Genomic DNA, 20,324 nt, shown 5'->3' on the forward strand with positions numbered 1-20,324 from the left:
CTGCCGGCCATCTCCCCCTCAATGGGGGAGATTAGCGCCTCACCGGCTGGCTACCGGATTTCAGCCCTGCAACAAGAATTGCGGCCTCGATGGCCGCTGACGGTTGCGGTTCTGGCGAAATCCGGCCAGAAGCATCTAGGCCGGCAATCGGCCGGCCCGCGACGTTGCGCTTGAAACCAGATACGGGAGACTATTGGGTGGCTCGCATAACACTGAGACAATTGCTCGATCACGCCGCCGAGTACGGCTACGGCGTACCCGCTTTCAACATGAACAATATGGAACAGGGCCTCGCCATCATGGAGGCGGCCGAGGAGACCAAGTCGCCGGTCATCCTGCAGGCCAGCCGCGGCGCCCGCGCCTACGCCAATGATGTGGTGCTGGCCAAGCTGATCGACGCGCTGGTCGAAATCCACCCCGACATTCCGGTCTGCATGCATCTCGACCACGGCAACAACGAAGCCACCTGCGTCACCGCCATCCAGTACGGCTTCACCTCTGTCATGATGGACGGCTCGCTGAAAGAGGACGGCAAGACGCCGGCCGACTATGCCTACAATTCCGGCATCACCCGGCGCGTCGTCGACATGGCGCATTGGGGCGGCGTGTCGGTGGAAGGCGAGATCGGTGTGCTCGGTTCGCTTGAGAGCGGCGGCGGCGAGCAGGAGGACGGCCACGGCGTCGAAGGCGCCATCAGCCACGACCAGCTCTTGACCGATCCGGAACAGGCGGTCGAGTTCGTCAAGGACACCCATGTCGATGCGCTGGCAGTCGCCATGGGCACCAGCCACGGCGCCTACAAATTTTCGCGCAAGCCAGACGGCGCGGTGCTGGCGATGAACGTCATCGAGGAAATCCACCGCCGCCTGCCCAACATGCATCTGGTGATGCACGGCTCGTCCTCAGTGCCCGAGGACCTGCAGGAAATCATCAATAGATATGGCGGCCAGATGAAGCCGACCTGGGGCGTGCCGGTGGAAGAGATCCAGCGCGGCATCAAGCACGGCGTGCGCAAGATCAACATCGACACCGACAACCGCATGGCGCTGACCGGCGCCATCCGCAAGGTGCTTACCGAAAACCCGTCGGAGTTCGATCCGCGCAAATATTTGACGCCGGCCATGGCTGCGATGCGCAAGCTGTGCAAGGAGCGCTTCGAGCAGTTCGGCACCGCCGGCAACGCGCAGAAGATCAAGCCGCTGCCGGTGGCCGAGATGGCCAAGCGCTACAAGTCGGGGAGCCTTGATCCGAAGTTTGGGTGAAGTCCCCTGGCGCCTCTTCCTTCTCCCTTGTGGGGAAGAAAGAAGAGCTATTGACATAAAAAAGGCCGGGCGCGAAAGCGGCCCGGCCAAAAGAAGGTCAAGAACCTTCAGAGGGGAACACCGCTCGGTGGAATGGGAGGAAACCGCCGAACGATAATTCCTATATGCGCGTATTCGCCGCATATGGCGACGAACGGCTTTCTAAAACAACGCGAGATTCGGAAATTTCGTTCTCGTTTTGAAAGATTTCAGCCGGTGAGGCGTCGGTTTCCAGAAGATCGGCATAGTGCCGGCGCGCCACGTCGGGATGCGAGCGCAGGCGGCTCTTCAGCACATTGGTGCCGACATTGCGAAACAGCGGGTTGTCGGGATCGCTGGCCGGCCCCCGCGCCTCGGCCGCTACATCCTCGGGCAGGTCGAGCAGCGGAATCGTGGCGTCGAGCCGGGCGCTGAAGAAGAACGGGACCGAGACGCGCTCGACGCCGGCCGGCGGTGTCACCACACGGTGGACTGTCGCCCGGAGATAGCCGTTCGACGCCAGTTCGAGCAGTTCGCCGATGTTGACCACCAGCGTGTCGGGCAGCGGATCGACGTCGACCCAGGCGCCGTCATATTCGACCTGCAGCCCCTTGTTCTCGTCCTGCAGCAGAAGCGTCAGGAAACCGCCATCCTTGTGCGCGCCGACGCCCTGGTTGTCGCCGGTGGCGTCGCGGCCGGGGTAGCGCACGATCTTCATGCGATGGTTGGGCTCGGCCCGGTAGATCGGATCGAAGGCGTCCTCGGCCTGGTCGAGCGACAAAGCGAAGGCCCTAAGCAGCCGGATCGCCACCGCGGTCGCCTTGGCCTGCCATGCGAGCAGCGCCGGCTTCAGCTCGGGCAGCGTGGCCGGCCACTGGTTGGGCCCTTGCAGCCGCGTCCAGGCGGGCACGCCGGGGCCTTGTTCGATGGCCGCGCGTTCGACGCCGATGTCGAGCTGTTCGCGCCAGTCGGCCTTGCCTTTGGTCAGCTCGCCGCCGGCGCGCGTGTAGCCGCGGAACTGCGAGGACTTGACCATTTCAATTGCCAGTTTGTCGGCTTCCGGCAGGGCAAAGAAGCGGCGCGACGCGTCGAGCACTTCTGCGGTATCCGCAGCCGATATGCCGTGGCCGGTCAAATAGAAGAAGCCGACATCGCGCGCGGCCGTGCGCAGGTCGAAGAGAAACGTTCGCCGTTCCGAAGCGCCCTGCTCGAGGCGGCCGAGATCAAGCACGGGTACGATCCTGGGCATGGTCAAGCTCCTTGTTCCGCTGTCACGGTGGCACGCAGGCCGGTCCGATCAAAGCAACGCGCAATCCAATCTCGGCGCCGATAGAGAAAGCCGGCGCTGCGTTTGGCAGCCTGCCGGCAAATAACGTTCGTGGCGCTCATCCGCGCCGGTCCAGCCTGGCGACCAGCCGGTCGCCGACCCACTGGATGCCGCAAACGAGGATGATCAGCACAATGACCACGGCGACCATGACGCTGGTCTCAAAACGCTGGTAGCCGTAGCGGATGGCGAGGTCGCCAAGCCCGCCGGCACCGATGGCGCCGGCCATGGCCGAGGCGCCGATCAGCGTTACCAGCGTCACCGTGAAACCGGCGACGATGCCGGGCAATGCTTCGGGCACCAGCACCTCGCGGATGATCGTCCAGCGATTGCCGCCCATGGCGCGTGCCGCCTCGATCAGGCCGCGATCGACCTCGCGCAGCGACACTTCGGCGATGCGGGCATAGTAGGGCGTCGCCGCAATCGACAACGGCACGATCGCCGCCCAGGTGCCGATCGAGGTGCCGACGATCAGCCGCGTCACCGGGATCAGCGCCACCAGAAGGATGATGAAAGGCACCGAGCGGAAGCCGTTGATGACGGCGCCGAGCGCGCGGTTCACCCACAGGCTTTCGGCAATGCCGCCGCGCTCGGTGGCAATCAATGCCAGGCCGAGCGGCAGCCCGAAGACGAGCGAGATAAGGCCCGATGCCGCCGTCATCAGGACCGTCTCCCAGATCGAGCGCAGCAGAAGTTCAAACAGAACCGGCGACATGGCCAAGCACCTCCACCCGTGCGTCGCGGGCCTTCAGGAATGCGATTACTTTGGACAGATGTTTCGGATCGTTGCCCGCGACCGCAAGGAACAGCGTGCCGACCGGCTGCTGCTGGACATGGTCGATGCCACCATGGACGAGGCGGAACCGTCCCGGCACGGCCACCGCAAGATCGGACAGCAGCGGACCGCGCGCGGCCTCACCGGCGACGTCGACCCTGAGGATGAGCTCGGCGCCGCCTCCGGGAGCAAGCCGGCCGGCAATCTCGGCCGGCAGTTGCGGGCGGATGCCGCCGAGCAGGCTCCTGGTGATTTCGGAACGCGGCTCGGCAAAGACCGACCACACCGGGCCTTGTTCGACGATGCGCCCGGCATCGATCACCGCGACGCGGTCGGCGATCGAGCGGATCACCTCCATCTCGTGGGTGATGAGCAGGATGGTGAGGCCGAGCTGCCGGTTGATGTCTTTCAGCAAGGCCAGGATGGAGCGCGTCGTCTCCGGATCGAGCGCTGAGGTCGCCTCGTCGGACAGCAGCAGCGCCGGCCGCGCGGCCAGCGCCCTGGCGATGCCGACGCGCTGCTTCTGGCCGCCCGACAGCGAGGACGGATAGGCCTTCGCCTTCTCCGACAGGCCGACGAGGTCGAGCAATTCGGCGGCGCGCGCCAGCCGTTCGGCCTTTGGGCGGCCCTCGATCTTCAGCGGCAGCGCGACATTGTCCTCCACGGTCTTGGCCGACAGCAGATTGAAGTGCTGGAAGATCATGCCGATGCGACGCCGCAGCGGCTGCAATTCACGCTCGCCGAGCCGGCCGATCTCGCGGCCCTCGATGAAGACGTCGCCGGAGTCCGGCCGCTCCAGCCCGTTGAGGCAGCGGATCAGCGTCGACTTGCCGGCGCCGCTGCGGCCGATGATGCCGAGGATCTCGCCCTTGCGCACCGTCAGCGAGACGCCGTCGAGCGCAGGTGTCGCGCCGAAGCGGCGCTTGAGGTCGACCAGGCGTACGACATCTTCCTGCCCGGCCGATATATTGACCGGACCGGATGCTTCGGCCGTGACGTGCTGGTTCATCTCACTGTCCGTTTCGACGCTCGACAAATGCGACGGCGGCCCGCTCAACAGCGGGCCGCCTGCTCCTGACAACCAGGCGCCGATCAATAGGCGCTGATCCCGGTGCCCTTGTAGACCTTGTCGAACTCGGCCTTGACCTTCTCGTTCTGGTAGGACGCGACCAGCGTCTTTACCCAGCCCTCGTTCTCGTTGCCGGATTTGACGGCGATGAAGTTGCGGTAGGGGTTGTCGGCCACCGGCTCCTGGGCGATGCGGTTATCCGGGCCGAGACCGCTCTTCAGCGCCCAGTCGGTGTTGACGACGGCCGCATCGAGATCCTCGACCGAACGCCCGACAATGCCGGCATCCAGTTCCTTGATGACGACCTTCTTAGGGTTCTCGGCAATGTCGGCGGTAGTCGCCAGGATGCCGGTGCCGTCCTTCAGCTTGATCACGCCTTCGTTCTGCAGAACGCGCAACGCGCGACCCTCATTCGAGGGGTCGTTGGGCAGGCCGATGACGGCGCCTTCGGGCAGGTCGGCAACCTTGGTGTATTTCTTGGAGTAGAGGCCGATCGGCCAGACGCCGGTGTAGCCGACGCGCACGATGTGGTACCCTTGGGTCTTGATCTGGTTGTCGAGATAGGGCTGGTGCTGGAAGGCGTTGGCGTCGATCTCGCCGCGCTCGAGCGCCTCGTTGGGCTGGGTGTAGTCGTTGAACACCACGGTCTCGACGGTCAGGCCTTTTTCGGCGGCCTGGGCGACGACGACGCGCCAGACATCCTCATCCTCGCCGCTGATGATGCCGACCTTGATAGACTTCTTGTCCTCGGCGAAGGACGGCGTCGGCTGAGCCAGACCGGCAAGCGTGACGGCCGAGGCAAAAAGTGCCGCAAGGGCAGCTCGCCGGCTGATGGCTGAAAAAAGAAGAGAGCTGGAAGCGTTTCCGCGTTCGGACATTGTCGATCCCTCGTAATCCTGAAGTCATTGCGGCGAGGTGGAATACCAAGCCTTGACGACATCATCGGCAATGCTGCTTGCCGGATCAAAGAACCGCATTTCTTCTCAAACACGAAGCCGGGAATATTCTCTCAAAGATTTCGCAATTGCGAGAACGGTCACGCCGGACCGGTCAGAATGTCTCGACAAAGGGCCGCAGCTCGACCTCGAAGCTCCAGGCGCTGCGATGCTGGCGATGGGTCGCGAGATAGGTCTGCGCGATCGCATCGGGCGACAGCTGGCTGTCCGGTCGCTCGGGCTTCGTCCCGACCGGCTCGATCTGGCCGTCGATAATGAAATGGGCGACATGGATGTTCTTCGGGAAGAGTTCGCGCGCCATCGACTGAGCCAGACCGCGCAGGCCGAATTTCGGCATGGCAAAGCCGGCGGAGTTGGGAAAGCCCTTGGTGCTGGCCGAAGCGCCGGTGAACAGGATCGAGCCGGAGCCGCGCGAAAGCAGCCGCCGCGCCGCCTGCTGGCCGACCAGGAAGCCGCCATAGGCGCCAACCAGCAGCGCCTGTTTGACCGCATCGGGTTCGACCTCGGCGATCGGGCCGCGCGTGCGGCCGCTGGCGTTGAAGACCGCAAGCGCCAGCGGACCTTGCTTGTCGGCGGTGTCGAACAGGCCGGCGACGGAGGCCGGGTCGGCGACGTCGGTTTCGACGGCCAGTGCGCCGGTTTCCCCGATCAGCGCCGCGAGCTTGGCCGTGTTGCGGGCGGCCAGCACCACGCGGAAGCCTTCCTTGGTGAGAAGACGGGCCAGCGAGCCGCTCAGGCCCGCGCCCGCGCCCGCGATCACTGCGACTTCGGATGCCATGCCGTTTCTCCCTGGCGATTGATGTGCTTGTTCCATAGCTGGCGTCTTGAACGGCAAGAGGCAAGAACGGCGTTGCTCGATTTTCGCTGTTCGGTGAAAAACTCTGCCGGCAGGTTCGGAGCAATCGACCGCGGCCAGGGTCTTGCCTGGCGAGACAATCCGTCCGACAGGTGATTGCGTTGGAATCGCAAACGGTGTCGCAAGGGAGTCGACCGTGGAACCAATCTGGGCCGTCGGCCTGATGACCGGCACCGTGCTTGACGGCAATATCGACGTGGCGCTGATCAAGACCGATGGCGAGCGGATCGCCGATTTCGGCACCTATACGCTGGCCCCCTACCCCGCAGCGATCCGTGCCTTGCTGGAGGAGACGCTGCGTCAGGCCCGGGTGTGGAATTTCGACGGGCCGGAGCCGGCGATCTTTGCCGAAGCCGAGGAGGCGCTGACGCGGGCGCAGTCGGCGGCGGTGAAGGACCTTGTCGAAAGCTACGGCCTGACCATGGGCGATATCGGCGTGGTCGGCTTTCACGGCCAAACCGTGCTGCATCGTGCCCCGCAACCCGGGCGGCGCGGCGATACGCGCCAGTTGGGCGACGGCGAGCTGATGCATTCGATCCTGGGCGCCAAGGTCGCCTATGATTTCCGCTCGGACGATGTGCGCGCTGGCGGCCAGGGCGCACCACTGGCGGCTGCCTACCACGCGGCGCTTTTGAGGGAAGCCGACGCCAGCGGGGACACCGCTGTGCTCAATCTCGGCGGTGTCGGCAACGTGACCTGGTGGGACGGCAAGGACAACATCGTCGCCTTCGACACTGGCCCGGCCAACGCACCGCTCAACGATTTCATCAAGGCAAACGGCCTCGGCGAGATGGACCGCGACGGCGCACTGGGCGCGGCCGGCACCGTCGATGAAGTGCGGCTGGCCAAATTGCTCCAGCATCCGTATCTGACCAAGCCCTATCCGAAATCGCTCGACCGTTTCGACTTCGGCGCCGCCATGGCCGACGGCCTCAGCGCAGAGGATGGGGCGGCGACGCTGACGGCCTTCACCGTCTCGGCCGTCGGCAAGGCGCTCGATTTGTTGCCGCGCCGGCCGAAGCGCCTAGCGGTCAGTGGCGGCGGCCGCCGCAACCCGACGATGATGGCGATGCTGGCGAGGCGCGCCAACGTCGAGGTGGTGCAGGCCGAGACACTGGGCTGGAAAGGCGATGCGGTGGAGGCCGAATGCTTTGCCTTCCTTGCCGTGCGCGTGCTGCGCGGCCTGCCGATCAGCTTTCCCAGCACCACCGGCGTGCCGCAGCCGATGCAAGGCGGGCGGCTGGCAGGTTAGAGCTTCTTCTGCAGGAAGATGCGGCTGCGGCCGGTGGGAAAGTCAGGCAGTTCGCCGAAGCGCCGGTAGCCTTGCCGCTCATAGACTTTGGCCGCTGTCGGATTGAACGTGTCGATCCAGGCGTTCTGGCAGCCCCGGGCGACTGCTTCGCGCTCGGCAGCGTCCAGCATGTCGCCGGCCATATGCTGGCCGCGCAGGCGTTCGTCGACCCACAGCCATTGCACATAGAGCCAGCCCCAGGCGGTGTATCCCGAAATGCCGGCGACGACAGCGCCGTGCTCGTCACGAACGAAGACCGCGATCGGCTTGCGGCCGGAGGGGCCGACATCGCCGTCATTGAACGCCGTCAGCCGCTCGGCCAGGAAGGCGAGGTCGTCTGACGAGGGGTCGGCAGTGGTTTCAAGCGTCGTCTTCATCCGGGCGGGGCTCGCATGGCAAGCCAAGCTCTAGCGAAGGACGGGATGAGGACGCAAGCTTTACGGCTTGATGGGCGGAGGCGACCGCCATGACCCCGCTGCTGCCGCAACCAGCATCAGCACGGCGGCGACGATCGCGCAGATGGCAAAGCCGAACGATGAATAAAGCGGCCCGAAGCTGGTGGTGCCGATGAAGACGGCGAGGTAGGTGACCGAACTGTTCAGGCCCATGATGGTGCCACGGCGCGACGGATCGAGCGCGGTAAGGCGCATCACCAACACGTTCAGGCCGAAATGATTGGCAAGGCCCCATATGGCGATCATAGCCAGGATCAGCACGAAATTGCTGCTTGCGAGCGCGATGGCGACATAGACGACGGCGACCAGCAGATAGGCGAAGGGCATGACGCGCCGCGCGCCGATGCGGTCGATGACGCCGTCGAGGAAGGCCGCGGCGCCGAAGCCGGCGCCATAGGCGAGCGCGGCCAGCGCATTGGCGCTGACGGGCTCGCCCAGATCCTGGTGCAGATGATCGCCGAGATAGCCGTAGACGCCGTAAAAAGCGGTCATGAAGGCGGTGCAGGCGATGAGCAGCGGCACGATCCCCGGAATGGCCAGCGCAACGAACGGCGACGGTGCCGGGCCGCTCTTCCTGACGTCGCTGAGCGAGGTCATCGACAAGGCAGCAAGCGCAATGGCGGAAAGCACCGCGACGGCGGCGAAGACGGCGCGCCAGTGCACGAGATCGGCAAGCACGGCCGACAGCGACACGCCGGCCACCATGGAGACCGTCCAGCCGGTCAGCACGACGCCGATCGTGCCGCTTTCGCGGCCGGGCGGCGCAATTGCCGCTGCACTGGCATAGATGGCCGGCATGGCGACGCCGGCGGCGATGCCGGCGACGGCCTGGGCCGCGACCAGCATGATCACCGTCGGCGCCAGCGCGCTGGCGAGAAGCCCGACGGCCAGAAGAAGCAGCGCGCCCTGCAGCATGCGGCGGGCGCCGACGCCGTCGATATAGCGGGCGAGGAACAACGCGCTGGCCGAAGTGCCGAGGCCGAAGGCGGCCGACGCGGCCATCACCGCCGGCACGCTGGTGCCGAAGGATGCGGCGACTGCCGGAGCAATTGGACCCAGGACCAGCGAGTTCGAGCCGATGACGGCGATGCAGCCGGTCAGGAGATAGGCCAGCGCCGGGATCGGCTGATGGAGCGTTGCAGCTTGATGCGCGTTCGTCATCGGGTCATAATGGCCGAACTGAATTCCGCGACAACAAGGAATTTCGATATGGACGAAGAAACAGATGGGGTTCTGCAGAACAAGGTAGCTCCCCGAGAGCTCGACGCAATCGACCGAAAAATATTAGGCGTGCTGGTCGAGGATGCGACGATCAGCTACGCCGAACTTGGCGAACGCGTCTGCCTGTCGCCGCCGGCGGCGCATGAGCGGGTCAAGCGCCTGCGGCGCAGCGGCGCCATCCGCGGCACGGCTGTGATCATCGACCCGAAGGCGGTGAAAAAGCCGCTGCTCACCTTCGTGCATATCGATACCAAGGGCTGGGGCAAGACGCCGGAGCTGATGGCCGTTTCGCAATATCCTGAGGTCGAGGAAATCCATTCGGTGGCCGGCGACACCTGCCTGCTGCTCAAGGTCCGCACCGAGGACACCAGGGCGCTCGAAGGCCTGCTGGCGCGTCTCTACGAAACGCCCGGCGTCACCTCGACGCGAAGCTATGTCGTGCTGTCGACCTATCTCGAGCGCCCGGTGCAGCCCGAGATCACGGCGCAATGGCCGACGCCCCGGCATATGGCCACGCCGTTGTACTGATCTGCGCTATCTTCGTCTTGCCGGGGCCACAACAATCCTTCACAAACGGCACCCTATATTGATGCCAGGCATTGATTTGGGGTGACGAGAGGCGCGGCTTGGAATTCGAACTGAAAACCATCGAGGCGCTGGCCCCCGATCAGGCGTCGCTAAGCGCCGCCTCGAAGCTCACCAAGCGCTCGAACTGGCCGCGGCTGGAGAAGAACGAGCAGCAGGCGCTGATCTGGGGCGAATGCCAGGGCTCGGGATCCAACCCCTATCGCACCGTCGTCGACACCGGCGACCACGGCTACAAATGCACCTGCCCGTCGCGAAAATTTCCCTGCAAGCACACGCTGGCGCTGATGTGGATCGCCGCCACGGCGCCGGCCAGCTTCACATCAGCCGAAACAACGCCGGAATGGGTCAATGACTGGCTTGGCCGGCGCAGGAAGAGTGCGCCCCCGCCGGTCGACGCAAAGTCTGGCAGGGGCGCGTCTGGCAAGAGCATTGGCGAGGCCTCGCAGGCAGAGGAAAGCACCGTCGATGACGCCGCCGCGACGGAGCGCCGCGAGACGGCGCAGCGCAAGCGGGCGGAAGATACGCGCACCGCGGTGGCAGGCGCGCTGGACGAACTCGACCAGTGGATTGCCGACCAGCTGCGGCTCGGCCTTTCCGCCTTTGCCGACGCCAGCAGCGAGCGCTGCCGCCGCATTGCCGCCAGGCTGGTCGACATGAAAGCAACGGCGCTTGCGGGACGCATCGACGAAATCCCGGCCCGGCTAATGGCGCTGCGCAGCGAGGAACGGCCGGACGCGGCGATCCGCGAACTCGGCAAGCTGGTTTTGCTGGCCAAGGCCTGGCGCTCGGCGCCAGACGATCCCGAATTGAAGCGGCTGGTGTCGGCATCCGAAACCCGCGACCAGGTGCTGGCCAATCCCGATGCAAGACAGGTCGACAGCCAGTGGGAAGTCATCGGCGAGAAGATCGAGACCCGCCGCGACGGCCTTGTCAGCCATTCTACCTGGCTGCTCGACCTGAAAAGCCCGACGCCGCAATTTGCGCTGCTACTCGATTTCTTTCCGGCCTCGGCCGGCCGCCGCTCTGCCGCGTTCACACCTGGCGACCGGTTCGATGCAAGGCTGGTGTTCTATCCGTCACGCCAACGGCTGCGGGCGCTGGTAGCGGAGCGCAAGGGCGATGTCGTGTCGGGCGCCTGGCCGGATTTCGGCCTCGGCATTGTCAAGGATCCGCTGGCGGCGCATGCGGCGCACCAGGACGCAGCACCCTGGTCGACCGATAGCCCGCTGATGCTGCCTGCCGGCGCGATCCTGCTCGATGAGCGCGGCACCGCCTGGTGGCAAGCGGCGCACGACCCGCAAGGGATCGCCCTGCCTGTCGCCGGAACCGTCGATCAAACCGTGCTCGGTCTCGACCTTTCGGCAACGGCAGCCCTGTGGAACGGCGCGCGGCTCGATCTGCTCGCCGCGCAAAGCGGCTTCGGGAGGCTCGATCTGTCATGAACGAGCTCGAGCAAACCGGCCTGGCGACGATGCGCGACTGCTGGATCACCGGCGGAACTGCGTTCGATCTGGCGCCAGCCGCGTGGAAGGAAATCGCCGGCGGCGCAAGCCCGGACGAACGGGAGCGGCTGTTGCTGGCCATCGCCGCGCAGGCGCTCGATGTGGGCTTAAGGCCAGCCGCGCCGAAGTCGCTGAAGCGGCGCCCGCCGCTGCCGAGGCTTGGCCTGCCGCTGCTGCCGGAGCGGTTGCGGCCGCTGTTGCGGGCTGCCTTGAAGAACACCGCCGATGCGCGGCGCAAGGCGCGCGTGGCGACGCTCGTCGCCGGCCGTGGCTACGTGCTGCATCCGATGGACTGGATGCCGTCGGCATCAGACCAGAACAGCCCTGACATCTATGCGCCGTGGATCGACTGGCAGGCCAGCGTCGAGGGGCTGAAGATTGCGCCGCAGGAGCAACTGACGGTGCAGAACTGGGATGACTTTTACCCCGCCGCGCGCCGTATCGCGTTGACCGAGATGCGCCGTCGCGATCCGGCCACGGCCCGCAGCCTGATGGAAGCGAAGGCGCCCGGCGAGCCGGCGGAAGTCCGGCTGGCACTGATCGAACTCATGCATTTCGGCCTGACGCCTGAGGACGCGCCGTTCCTGAAAAGCCTGGCCACTGACCGCTCCGGCAAGGTGCAGGAACTGGCGAGCCGGCTGCTGGCGAGGTTGGGCGAGCACGGTCGTGTTGGTGGCGGTGCCGACGATCCCGTTGCCGAACTTGCCGCCTTCATCGCAGAAGGCAAATCCGGCTTTATCCGCCGCCGCACCACCTACACGCCGGCAAAGCTCAAATCGCCGGCGCAGGAAAAGCGCCGCGCCGAACTGTTCGAGACCTGCAATCTGGTCGACCTTGCTTCCCGATTTGGGGTCAGCGAACCCGATTTCATTGCAGCCTGGCAGTTCGGTGCCGACAACAATGCGGACATCCAGATCTCACGAATGGTCGCAGCGTCGGGCAGCGACGCTGCAGTAACGCAGATGGCCGACACGCTGATCGCCGAGGGTGGCAAGCCGGCACTGTTCGTGCTGCACCTGACACCGCGCCTGGATAGCCGCAGGAAGCGTGTCCTGGTCAGACTGATCCTGAAAGATACGCCGCAGTATGTTAGCACGCTCACCCTTGCCGAGGGCTTCGAAGCCAACTGGCTGGATTGGCCCGACCTGACGAACGGCCAGAGCTTGGCGGTGTTGCGTTCGGCTGTCGCCGGCAATGATGACGCGATGAAGCGAACCGTCGACGACCTGTTGGAAACTTTGGGCTTTCTGGCCACTGCGGCGACAGCGGAAAAATTGATCGAGCATGTCGTTGCGGCCGGCATGCCGCCGGCGGCAGCCTCGCTCGCTTTCCTGCGCCTCAACGCGGCCCTGACGGGAACCAACCCATGACAATCCGGAGAACAGCACCATGAACGCAGCCATCCGCCTCCCCGTCGAGCAGGCCTATGCCGCTGAACTGCAGGCGCTGGCGCGCAATGACGACAAGCAAAAACCTGCGGGATGGAGCCTGTCGCCAAAGGCCGTTCTGACCTACCTGCTCGGCGGCAAGGCAAGCGACGGCACCGTGATATCGCCAAAATATGTCGGCCGCCGCCGGCTGATGGAAACGGCGGTGGCGACACTCGCCACGGACCGCGCGCTGCTGCTGCTCGGTGTTCCCGGCACCGCAAAATCCTGGGTGTCGGAACATCTCGCCGCCGCCATCATGGGCAATTCCACGCTGATCGTGCAGTGCACGGCCGGTACCGACGAGAACCAGGTCCGCTACGGCTGGAACTATGCGCAGCTTTTGGCCAAAGGGCCGAGCCAGGAGGCGCTGGTGCCGACGCCGCTCTACCGCGCCATGGAGAGCGGCAAGCTATGCCGCCTGGAAGAGTTGACGCGCATGGGCTCCGATGTACAGGATACGCTGATCACCGTGCTGTCGGAAAAGATGATGCCGATCCCGGAACTCAACACGTCGCTCTATGCCCAGCGCGGCTTCAACATCATCGCCACCGCAAACAACCGCGACAAGGGCGTCAACGAGCTGTCCTCGGCGCTGAAACGCCGCTTCAATGTGGTGGTGCTGCCGCTGCCCGAGGACATGGCGGAAGAGGTGGCGATCGTCTCCAAGCGGGTCGACGAGATGGCCGGCGGGCTCGACCTGCCGGTGCCGAAAAATGTCGGCGAGGAGATCGCTCGAGTGTTGACCATTTTCCGCGAGCTGCGCTCGGGCGCAACCGCCGACGGCAAGGTGACGCTGAAGACGCCTTCGGGTTCGCTCTCGACCGCCGAGGCGATCGCCACCATGGTCGGCGGCCTCAGCCAGGCGGCGTGGTTCGACAGCGGCAAGCTCGGCGCCGAAGGCCTCGCCGCCAGCCTTGTCGGCGCCATCGTCAAGGACCCGGTGCAGGACAAGGTGGTGCTGGAGGAATATCTCGAAACGGTGCTCAAGAAGCGGCCGGACTATGCCGGCTATTACGCGGCGCTGAACGCAGCGATCTGAGGTCATGAGCGACGTCGCCTATTTCGGCATCCGCCATCACGGGCCGGGCTCCGCCGACAGCCTGGTGCAGGCGCTGCGGGACTTGCAGCCGGTCGCGGTGCTGATCGAAGGGCCGAGCGACGCGTCCGCCCTGCTGCCATTGCTGGCGCGCCCGCAGATGCAGCCGCCGGTGGCGCTGCTCTGCTACCCCGAGGACGATCCGGCCGCGACAAGTTTCTGGCCGTTCGCCGAGTTCTCGCCGGAATACCAGGCGGCGGTGTGGGCGGTGGAGAACAAGGCGGCATTGCGGTTCATCGACCTGCCGTCATCGGCACGGTTCGCGGCACCGGCAACCGACGACACCGACAAAACGGCTGACGCCGACAAGCCCGAACCCAAGGACGAAACCGGTGAGGATGGCGAGCCTGCATCGCATCGCGACCCGATCGGCACGCTGGCTGCGGCCGCCGGCTATGAAGATGGCGAAAGCTGGTGGGCCGACATTATCGAGCAGAATCCGCAGCCGGGTCCAATCTTCGCTGCCATCACCGATGCGATGACGACGCTGCGCGACGGCGAAGGTGCGATCGCGCCGTTCGAGGCCAAGCGTGAAGCGCATATGCGATTGGAAATCGCCGCCGCGCGCAAGGAATTCGCCGGACCGATCGCCGTCGTCTGCGGCGCATGGCATGTGCCGGCCCTGCAGGCCGCGCACACGCAGAAGAACGACCAGGCGCTGATCAAGGGAATTGCCCGGCGCAAAAGCATCATGACATGGGCGCCATGGACCGGGCCGCGTCTTGCGCTGGGCTATGGTTATGGCGCTGGCGTCATCGCGCCCGGCTGGTGCAAGCATCTGTGGCGCACACGAGGGCGGCGCGACGCCGCGACGCTGTGGCTGGCGACGATCGCGGCGGTGCTGCGGGCGAAGGGCCATCAGGTGTCGACCGCGTCGCTGATCGAGGCCGAGCGGCTTGCGCGCACACTGGCTGCCATTCGCGAGCGGCCGAAGCCCGGCTTCGAGGAATTGCGCGATGCCGCGATCGCGGCGCTGTTCAACGGCGAAGCGGTGCTGTGGGCGCTGGTCGAGGCCGAGCTGCTTTTGGGCGCGGATGTCGGCGAGATTCCGCCCGACACGCCGCTGGCGCCGCTGATCGAGGACCTGCAGCGCAACCAGAAGGCGGCGCGGCTGAAGCCGGAGGCGCTGGAACGCGAGCTGTCGGTCGATCTGCGCAGCGAAAGCGGACTGTTTCGTTCGACATTGCTGCACCGGCTGAACGTGCTTGGCGTGCAATGGGGCAGGCTGGCCGACGCCGGCCGCAGCCGCGGCACCTTTCGCGAAAAATGGACGCTGGCCTGGGAGCCTGAATATGCCGTGCGCCTGGTCGAGAACCTGATCTACGGCCCGACTATCGAAAAGGCCGCCAATGGCCGCCTGATCCAGATGCTCGGTGCGGCCGCGAGCCTCGACACGCTTGCCGCCCTTGTCCAGAGCGCCATTACGGCGGATCTGTCGGAGGCCGCGAGCGCCGGCCTTGTAGCGTTGGAGGCGCGCGCAGCGCACAGCAGCGAATGCCTGGAGATGCTGGCCTCGGTGCCGCCGCTTGCCGACATCATCCGTTACGGCGAGGCGCGCAAGACCGAAACCAACCGGCTGTCCGGTTTGTTGGAACGGTTGATCGTCGAGGGCGCGATCGCGCTGCCCTATGCAGTGCGCGACCTGGACGAGCAGGCCGCCACCACGCTGGTCGGTGCTGTGCGCAAGGCCGACACGGCGATCCGGCTGGTCGAGCCCGGCGAAGACGTGCTCGATGCATGGCGCAACGGCCTGACCGGCGTGCTGGAAGGTCCGCGCTCGACGGCGCTGCTCGCCGGCTGCGCCGCGCATCTGCTCTATGAAGCCGGCCAACTGCCGGCAGAGGACGCCGCCGGGCTGCTCGGACGCAGGCTATCGCCGGGGACGCCGGTCGCCCAGGCAGCGGGGTTCTTCGAAGGTTTCTTCAGCACTGCCGGCCAGCGGCTGATCTACGACGAGGGCCTGCGCAGCGCCGTCGATGGGTGGCTTAAATCGCTCGACGAGGACGCTTTCATCGCGCATCTTCCGTTGCTGCGCCGCGTCTTCTCCAATCTGGACTCGATGGAGCGGCGGCGGTTGATCGAGGCCGTGCTCGGCCGCACCGCAAGGTTGCCGGCCGGCCTGACGCCGGCGCCGGATGGCGGCGAGGGCTGGCGCCGTCACCTGGAGCGGCTTGGGCCATTGCTGGCGGGCGGAGTGTGACAATGGATGACGAAGCCGAAGTGCCCGAACCCGGCCCAGCATCCTCCGATAGCGGGCGCGAGCGCCGCTGGCGGCTGGCGATCGGCGCCGATGACGAGGCTTCCTCCGCCCTTTCCAGTGATGACAAAAAACTGTCTTCGGCGCTCGATGCGCTTTACGGCGACGGCGCCAATGCCGATGCCGACCCGCGCAAGCGGCGCGGCGGGCTCGGCCGCTCGGCGCCACGCATGGCGCAATGGATGGGCGATATCCGCTCCTTCTTTCCCGCCCAGGTGGTCCAGATCGTCCAGAAGGATGCCTTTGAGCGGCTGAACCTGAAGCAGATGCTGATGGAGCCGGAATTCCTCAAGGCGATCGAGGCCGACGTCAACCTCGTCGCCGACCTGATCTCGCTGCGTTCGGTGATGCCGGCCAAGACCAAGGACATCGCCCGCACCATCATCGCCGACATCGTTGCCAAGCTGATGCAGCGGCTGGAGCAGAAGACCGCCGAGGCGATCCGTGGCGCGCTCGACAAGTCGCGACGCACCAACCGGCCGCGCCAACGCGACATCGACTGGCCGCGCACCATCTCGGCCAATCTTCGCCACTACCAGCCTGAGCACAAAACCGTCGTGCCGGAAAAACTGGTCGGCTTCATGCGCAAGCAACGCCGGCTGGTCGATCTCGACGAAGTGGTGCTGTGCGTCGACCAGTCCGGCTCGATGGCGAGCTCGGTGATCTACGCCTCGATTTTCGCCGCGGTGATGGCGTCGCTGCCGGTCGTGCGCACCAAGCTGGTCTGTTTCGACACGGCCATCGTCGACCTGACCGAAGAGCTCAGCGACCCGGTCGAGGTGCTGTTTGGCGTGCAGCTCGGCGGCGGCACCGACATCAACCAGGCGGTCGCCTATTGCGCCGACCGCATCGAGCGGCCGACCAAATCGCACTTCGTGCTGATCACCGACCTCTATGAGGGCGGCAACGGCCAGGACTTGCTGCGGCGCCTTGCGGCGCTGGTCCGGTCCGGCGTCAATGTCATCGTGCTGCTGGCGCTGACCGATCAGGGCCGGCCGGGCTATGATCCGGCGATGTCGGCTTCGGTCGCGGCACTTGGCATACCGGTCTTCGCCTGCACGCCGGACCTGTTTCCCGACATGATGGCGGCGGCGTTGCGGCGCGAGGATATCGGCGCCTGGGCAGCCGGCGCCGACATCAAGCTGATCCGCGCCGAGACGGAGCCGAGCAGTCAGGCCTGACTATTCGAACGAATAGGCAAACCCGTCAGTGGAAGCGCTGACGGTCACCTTGGTCATCTTCTCGCCGTCGAGCGACCGGTTCAGCACGCCGCGGCTGAGTTCCGGCAACAGCGTGTTGGTGAGGATGGCGTCGATCATGCGGCCACCGGACTCGATTTCGGTGCAGCGCGCCTTGACCAGCGCCATGACGCCGTCGCCGATCACCAGTTCGGCGTCGTGGCTGGCGCGCAGCCGCCGCCCGATCTTGCCGAACTGATGGCGCGTGATGGCCTCGATCATCGAATCCGAGAGCGGATAGTAAGGGATGGTCACGACGCGGCCGAGGAACGCTGCCGGAAAGACTTTCAGCAGTGGAGCGCGCAAGGCTGCATCGAGGCCGTCGAGCCCCGCCCTCACCGTGCCGTTTTGCGTCCGCTCCATGATGACTTCGGAGCCGACATTCGATGTCAGCAGGATCAGCGTGTTCTTGAAGTCGATGCGTCTTCCCTCGCTGTCATCCATCATGCCCTTGTCGAAGACCTGGAAAAAGATTTCGTGGACGTCGGGATGCGCCTTCTCGACCTCGTCGAGCAGGATCACCGAATAGGGTTTTCTGCGCACGGCCTCGGTGAGAATGCCGCCTTTGCCGTAGCCGACATAGCCGGGAGGCGCGCCCTTGAGCGTCGAGACGGTGTGGGCTTCCTGGAACTCGGACATGTTGATCGAGATCAGGTTCTGTTCGCCGCCATAGAGCGTCTCGGCCAAGGCCAGGGCCGTCTCGGTCTTGCCGACGCCGGAGGGGCCGCAGAGCAGGAACACGCCGACGGGCTTTTCCGGCGCTCCGAGCCCGGCGCGGCTGGTCTGCACGCGCTTGGCGATCATCTCCATGGCGTGATCCTGGCCGACGACTCGTTCGGACAAAGTGTCGGCGAGCTTGAGCGCCTTTTCGGTCTGGCTGGACAGCATCCGTCCCGTCGGGATGCCGGTCCAGTCCTGGACCACGGCAGCTACCGCATTGCGGTCGACCGACGGCAGGATCAGCGGCGTCTCGCCTTGCGCCGTGGCAAGCTCGGCCATGAGTTCACGCAGCCGCGCCAGATCGGCGACAGGATCTGACGGCGCAGCTTCGGCAGCCGGCGCTTCGGTCTCGGACGCTTTGGCCTTCGGCTTTTCAGGCTCGGACGTTTCGGCCTTGGGCGGTTCAGCCTTGGGGACCTTGGTCTTTTCTTCGTCCGGCGCTGCTGGTTCGGCATCGGCCTCAGCTGCCGCCACCGCATCTAGCGGGACGCCGTCGCCGCGCAGCCGCGCGCGCAGTTCGAGGATCTCGGCAACCAGCGCCTTTTCGCGCTCCCAGCGCTCCTCGGCGGCGGCGAGCATGGTCCCGGTCTCAGTGAGCCCGGCCTCGACCCGCGCCTGCCGGTCAGTTACTTCGATGCCGATCGCTGCCTCGCGGCCGATGATGCCGCTTTCGACCTCGAGCGCCTGGCGGCGCCGCAAAATGTCCTCGACCTCGGCCGGCGTCGCATGCTGCGAGATCGCGACCCTGGCGCAAGCCGTGTCGAGCAGGCTGACCGCCTTGTCGGGCAATTGCCGCGCCGGGATGTAGCGATGCGACAGGCCGACCGCCGCCTCGATCGCCTCGTCCAGGATCTGCACCTCGTGATGCTGTTCGAGCACGCCGGCTACACCGCGCAGCATGAGCACGGCCACCGCTTCCGACGGCTCGTCGATCTTGACCACCTGGAAACGGCGGGTCAGCGCCGGGTCCTTTTCGATGTGCTGCTTGTACTCGGCCCAGGTCGTTGCCGCGATGGTGCGCAGTTCGCCGCGCGCCAGCGCCGGCTTCAAGAGATTGGCGGCATCGCCGGTTCCCGCCGCACCGCCGGCGCCGATCAGCGTGTGTGCCTCGTCGATGAACAGGATGACCGGCGTTTCGGATGACTGAACTTCGTCGATGACCGCCTTCAGGCGCTTTTCGAACTCGCCTTTGACGCTGGCGCCGGCCTGCATCAGGCCGATGTCGAGCATGCGTACGCTGATACCCTGGAGTGGCGGCGGCACGTCGCCCTGGGCGATGCGCAGGGCAAAGCCCTCGACCACCGCAGTCTTGCCGACGCCGGCCTCGCCGGTCAGGATCGGGTTGTTCTGCCGGCGCCGCATCAGGATATCGATGATCTGCCGGATTTCCGGATCGCGGCCGACGACCGGATCGATCTTGCCGTCATGGGCGCGCTGGGTCAGGTCGGTGGCGTATTTGGCGAGGGCCGAATCCCCGCCCGGAACCCGCCGCGGCGCCTCGGCAGTGGGAGCCGCGGCGGCAGTGGCGCCGGCTTCGAGCGAGCCCTCCACCACCTCGGCAAAGCGGGCGATGACCGCGTCGGCGTCGATCTTGTCGAATTCGCCGCTGATCTTCGACACCAGGCCTTCCAGCACCGGCGTCTTCAGGCAGGCGAGCACGATATAGGCGCTGCGGACCTCCTCCATGCGGAATTCCAGCGTCGCCAGGTTCCAGGCTTCCTGGATGGCGTGGAAGATGTGGTCGGAAAACTCCTCGATCGAGGTGGCGCCGTAGGGCAGCTTGTCGACGGCGCGGGTCATGTCGCTGGTAAGCCGGCTGGCATCCAGCCCGGCATCGGCAAGGATCATCTGCACATCCGAGCGCTCGGACAGCACCAGCTGCTCGATGAAATGGACGAGTTCGACGTAAGGATTGCCGCGCAGCTTGGCGCTGTCGGCGGCGGCCTTGAAGGCGCGCAGGCAGACCGGATTGAGCTTGCCAACCAGTTCCTTGCGTTTGAAACCCTTCGACGACCGGCGCTGTTCCATCGAACGTGCTCCTGCAATCTGCCCGTCGACAGCCTGCCACATAAGCAGCCGCTTGACAAAGCGCTTGATGCAGCCGGCCTTTTCCCTTTGTGGAGAGTCCCGCGCCGCCAAATGCAGACAACCACGATTTTTTCTAATCCTATGCGATGCGCTTCACATACGAGGTTGGCCAGGCACGCCATGAATTGCGCCATCCGAGACGCAGTTGCACCGACATTCATTAGCGCTCGTTAAC

The 20,324-nt window shown here is 65.6% G+C and carries 16 protein-coding genes; 8 read left to right on the forward strand and 8 right to left on the reverse strand.

The window, feature by feature from the left end:
* Nucleotides 1-197: 197 nt before the first annotated feature.
* Nucleotides 198-1,262 (forward strand): class II fructose-bisphosphate aldolase, encoded by a 1,065-nt coding sequence (gene fba / locus ACYG9Y_RS19225; protein WP_023687044.1) that lies wholly within the window; start codon nt 198-200, stop codon nt 1,260-1,262.
* A 160-nt stretch (nt 1,263-1,422) separates the two neighbouring features.
* Here fba and ACYG9Y_RS19230 read toward each other — a convergent pair whose 3' ends face one another.
* From ACYG9Y_RS19230 to ACYG9Y_RS19250, 5 genes are all read right to left on the reverse strand, one after another.
* Nucleotides 1,423-2,529, reverse strand: a complete 1,107-nt coding sequence (locus ACYG9Y_RS19230; protein WP_023704826.1) for an isopenicillin N synthase family dioxygenase — start codon at nt 2,527-2,529, stop codon at nt 1,423-1,425.
* 136 nt (nt 2,530-2,665) lie between these two features.
* A complete protein-coding gene (locus ACYG9Y_RS19235) occupies nt 2,666-3,322 on the reverse strand; it encodes a methionine ABC transporter permease (protein WP_023668578.1) in 657 nt (218 codons plus the stop codon).
* On the reverse strand, nt 3,303-4,391 hold the full coding sequence (locus ACYG9Y_RS19240; RefSeq protein ID WP_023687042.1) for a methionine ABC transporter ATP-binding protein: 1,089 nt from the start codon (nt 4,389-4,391) through the stop codon (nt 3,303-3,305). The genes ACYG9Y_RS19235 and ACYG9Y_RS19240 overlap by 20 nt, the downstream gene beginning before the upstream one ends.
* A gap of 83 nt (nt 4,392-4,474) precedes the next feature.
* Entirely contained in the window at nt 4,475-5,329 is an 855-nt protein-coding gene (locus ACYG9Y_RS19245; RefSeq protein WP_023738419.1) for a MetQ/NlpA family lipoprotein, read from the reverse strand.
* A 172-nt stretch (nt 5,330-5,501) separates the two neighbouring features.
* Nucleotides 5,502-6,185: an SDR family NAD(P)-dependent oxidoreductase gene (locus tag ACYG9Y_RS19250; protein WP_023738418.1), complete on the reverse strand. Its 684-nt coding sequence runs from the start codon at nt 6,183-6,185 to the stop codon at nt 5,502-5,504.
* 214 nt (nt 6,186-6,399) lie between these two features.
* Here ACYG9Y_RS19250 and ACYG9Y_RS19255 point away from each other — a divergent pair, with 214 nt between their 5' ends.
* Complete coding sequence (locus ACYG9Y_RS19255) at nt 6,400-7,515, forward strand: anhydro-N-acetylmuramic acid kinase (RefSeq protein ID WP_023749143.1); 1,116 nt, start codon at nt 6,400-6,402, stop codon at nt 7,513-7,515.
* On the opposite strand, the gene ACYG9Y_RS19260 is transcribed toward ACYG9Y_RS19255, so the two are convergent.
* Entirely contained in the window at nt 7,512-7,931 is a 420-nt protein-coding gene (locus tag ACYG9Y_RS19260) for a GNAT family N-acetyltransferase (protein WP_023726346.1), read from the reverse strand. The two genes, ACYG9Y_RS19255 and ACYG9Y_RS19260, sit on opposite strands and share 4 nt — an antisense overlap.
* Before the next feature lie 60 nt (nt 7,932-7,991).
* Nucleotides 7,992-9,170: an MFS transporter gene (locus ACYG9Y_RS19265; RefSeq protein ID WP_023726345.1), complete on the reverse strand. Its 1,179-nt coding sequence runs from the start codon at nt 9,168-9,170 to the stop codon at nt 7,992-7,994.
* Nucleotides 9,171-9,218: 48 nt separating this feature from the next.
* Between ACYG9Y_RS19265 and ACYG9Y_RS19270 the strand changes: the two genes are divergently transcribed.
* The 6 genes from ACYG9Y_RS19270 to ACYG9Y_RS19295 all read left to right on the forward strand — a co-directional run bounded on the left by ACYG9Y_RS19270 (nt 9,219) and on the right by ACYG9Y_RS19295 (nt 17,284).
* Complete coding sequence (locus ACYG9Y_RS19270; protein ID WP_023724276.1) at nt 9,219-9,758, forward strand: Lrp/AsnC family transcriptional regulator; 540 nt, start codon at nt 9,219-9,221, stop codon at nt 9,756-9,758.
* Between the two features lie 98 nt (nt 9,759-9,856).
* Nucleotides 9,857-11,260, forward strand: coding sequence for an SWIM zinc finger family protein (locus ACYG9Y_RS19275; protein ID WP_023684463.1), 1,404 nt, complete (start codon nt 9,857-9,859; stop codon nt 11,258-11,260).
* A complete protein-coding gene (locus ACYG9Y_RS19280) occupies nt 11,257-12,690 on the forward strand; it encodes a DUF5691 domain-containing protein (RefSeq protein ID WP_023738416.1) in 1,434 nt (477 codons plus the stop codon). The genes ACYG9Y_RS19275 and ACYG9Y_RS19280 overlap by 4 nt, the downstream gene beginning before the upstream one ends.
* Before the next feature lie 19 nt (nt 12,691-12,709).
* Nucleotides 12,710-13,789, forward strand: a complete 1,080-nt coding sequence (locus tag ACYG9Y_RS19285) for an ATP-binding protein (RefSeq protein ID WP_023673899.1) — start codon at nt 12,710-12,712, stop codon at nt 13,787-13,789.
* A 4-nt stretch (nt 13,790-13,793) separates the two neighbouring features.
* On the forward strand, nt 13,794-16,046 hold the full coding sequence (locus ACYG9Y_RS19290) for a DUF5682 family protein (protein ID WP_023738415.1): 2,253 nt from the start codon (nt 13,794-13,796) through the stop codon (nt 16,044-16,046).
* Nucleotides 16,047-16,048: 2 nt separating this feature from the next.
* Nucleotides 16,049-17,284, forward strand: coding sequence for a VWA domain-containing protein (locus tag ACYG9Y_RS19295; RefSeq protein WP_023738414.1), 1,236 nt, complete (start codon nt 16,049-16,051; stop codon nt 17,282-17,284).
* Here the strand turns inward: ACYG9Y_RS19295 and tssH are convergent, their stop codons facing one another.
* Entirely contained in the window at nt 17,285-20,089 is a 2,805-nt protein-coding gene (gene tssH, locus ACYG9Y_RS19300; RefSeq protein WP_023738413.1) for a type VI secretion system ATPase TssH, read from the reverse strand.
* Nucleotides 20,090-20,324: the final 235 nt, after the last annotated feature.

Source organism: Mesorhizobium sp. W050 (genome assembly GCF_054719535.1).

Excerpts from the sequence above, each read along its gene's own strand:
- ACYG9Y_RS19250 (WP_023738418.1), bottom strand. The coding sequence starts at position 6,185 with ATGGCATCCGAAGTCGCAGTGATCGCGGGCGCGGGCGCGGGCCTGAGC.
- ACYG9Y_RS19235 (WP_023668578.1), bottom strand. The coding sequence starts at position 3,322 with ATGTCGCCGGTTCTGTTTGAACTTCTGCTGCGCTCGATCTGGGAGACG.
- ACYG9Y_RS19280 (WP_023738416.1), top strand. The coding sequence starts at position 11,257 with ATGAACGAGCTCGAGCAAACCGGCCTGGCGACGATGCGCGACTGCTGG.
- ACYG9Y_RS19265 (WP_023726345.1), bottom strand. The coding sequence starts at position 9,170 with ATGACGAACGCGCATCAAGCTGCAACGCTCCATCAGCCGATCCCGGCG.
- ACYG9Y_RS19290 (WP_023738415.1), top strand. The coding sequence starts at position 13,794 with ATGAGCGACGTCGCCTATTTCGGCATCCGCCATCACGGGCCGGGCTCC.
- ACYG9Y_RS19245 (WP_023738419.1), bottom strand. The coding sequence starts at position 5,329 with ATGTCCGAACGCGGAAACGCTTCCAGCTCTCTTCTTTTTTCAGCCATC.
- ACYG9Y_RS19260 (WP_023726346.1), bottom strand. The coding sequence starts at position 7,931 with ATGAAGACGACGCTTGAAACCACTGCCGACCCCTCGTCAGACGACCTC.
- ACYG9Y_RS19240 (WP_023687042.1), bottom strand. The coding sequence starts at position 4,391 with ATGAACCAGCACGTCACGGCCGAAGCATCCGGTCCGGTCAATATATCG.
- ACYG9Y_RS19285 (WP_023673899.1), top strand. The coding sequence starts at position 12,710 with ATGAACGCAGCCATCCGCCTCCCCGTCGAGCAGGCCTATGCCGCTGAA.
- tssH (WP_023738413.1), bottom strand. The coding sequence starts at position 20,089 with ATGGAACAGCGCCGGTCGTCGAAGGGTTTCAAACGCAAGGAACTGGTT.
- ACYG9Y_RS19230 (WP_023704826.1), bottom strand. The coding sequence starts at position 2,529 with ATGCCCAGGATCGTACCCGTGCTTGATCTCGGCCGCCTCGAGCAGGGC.
- ACYG9Y_RS19295 (WP_023738414.1), top strand. The coding sequence starts at position 16,049 with ATGGATGACGAAGCCGAAGTGCCCGAACCCGGCCCAGCATCCTCCGAT.
- ACYG9Y_RS19270 (WP_023724276.1), top strand. The coding sequence starts at position 9,219 with ATGGACGAAGAAACAGATGGGGTTCTGCAGAACAAGGTAGCTCCCCGA.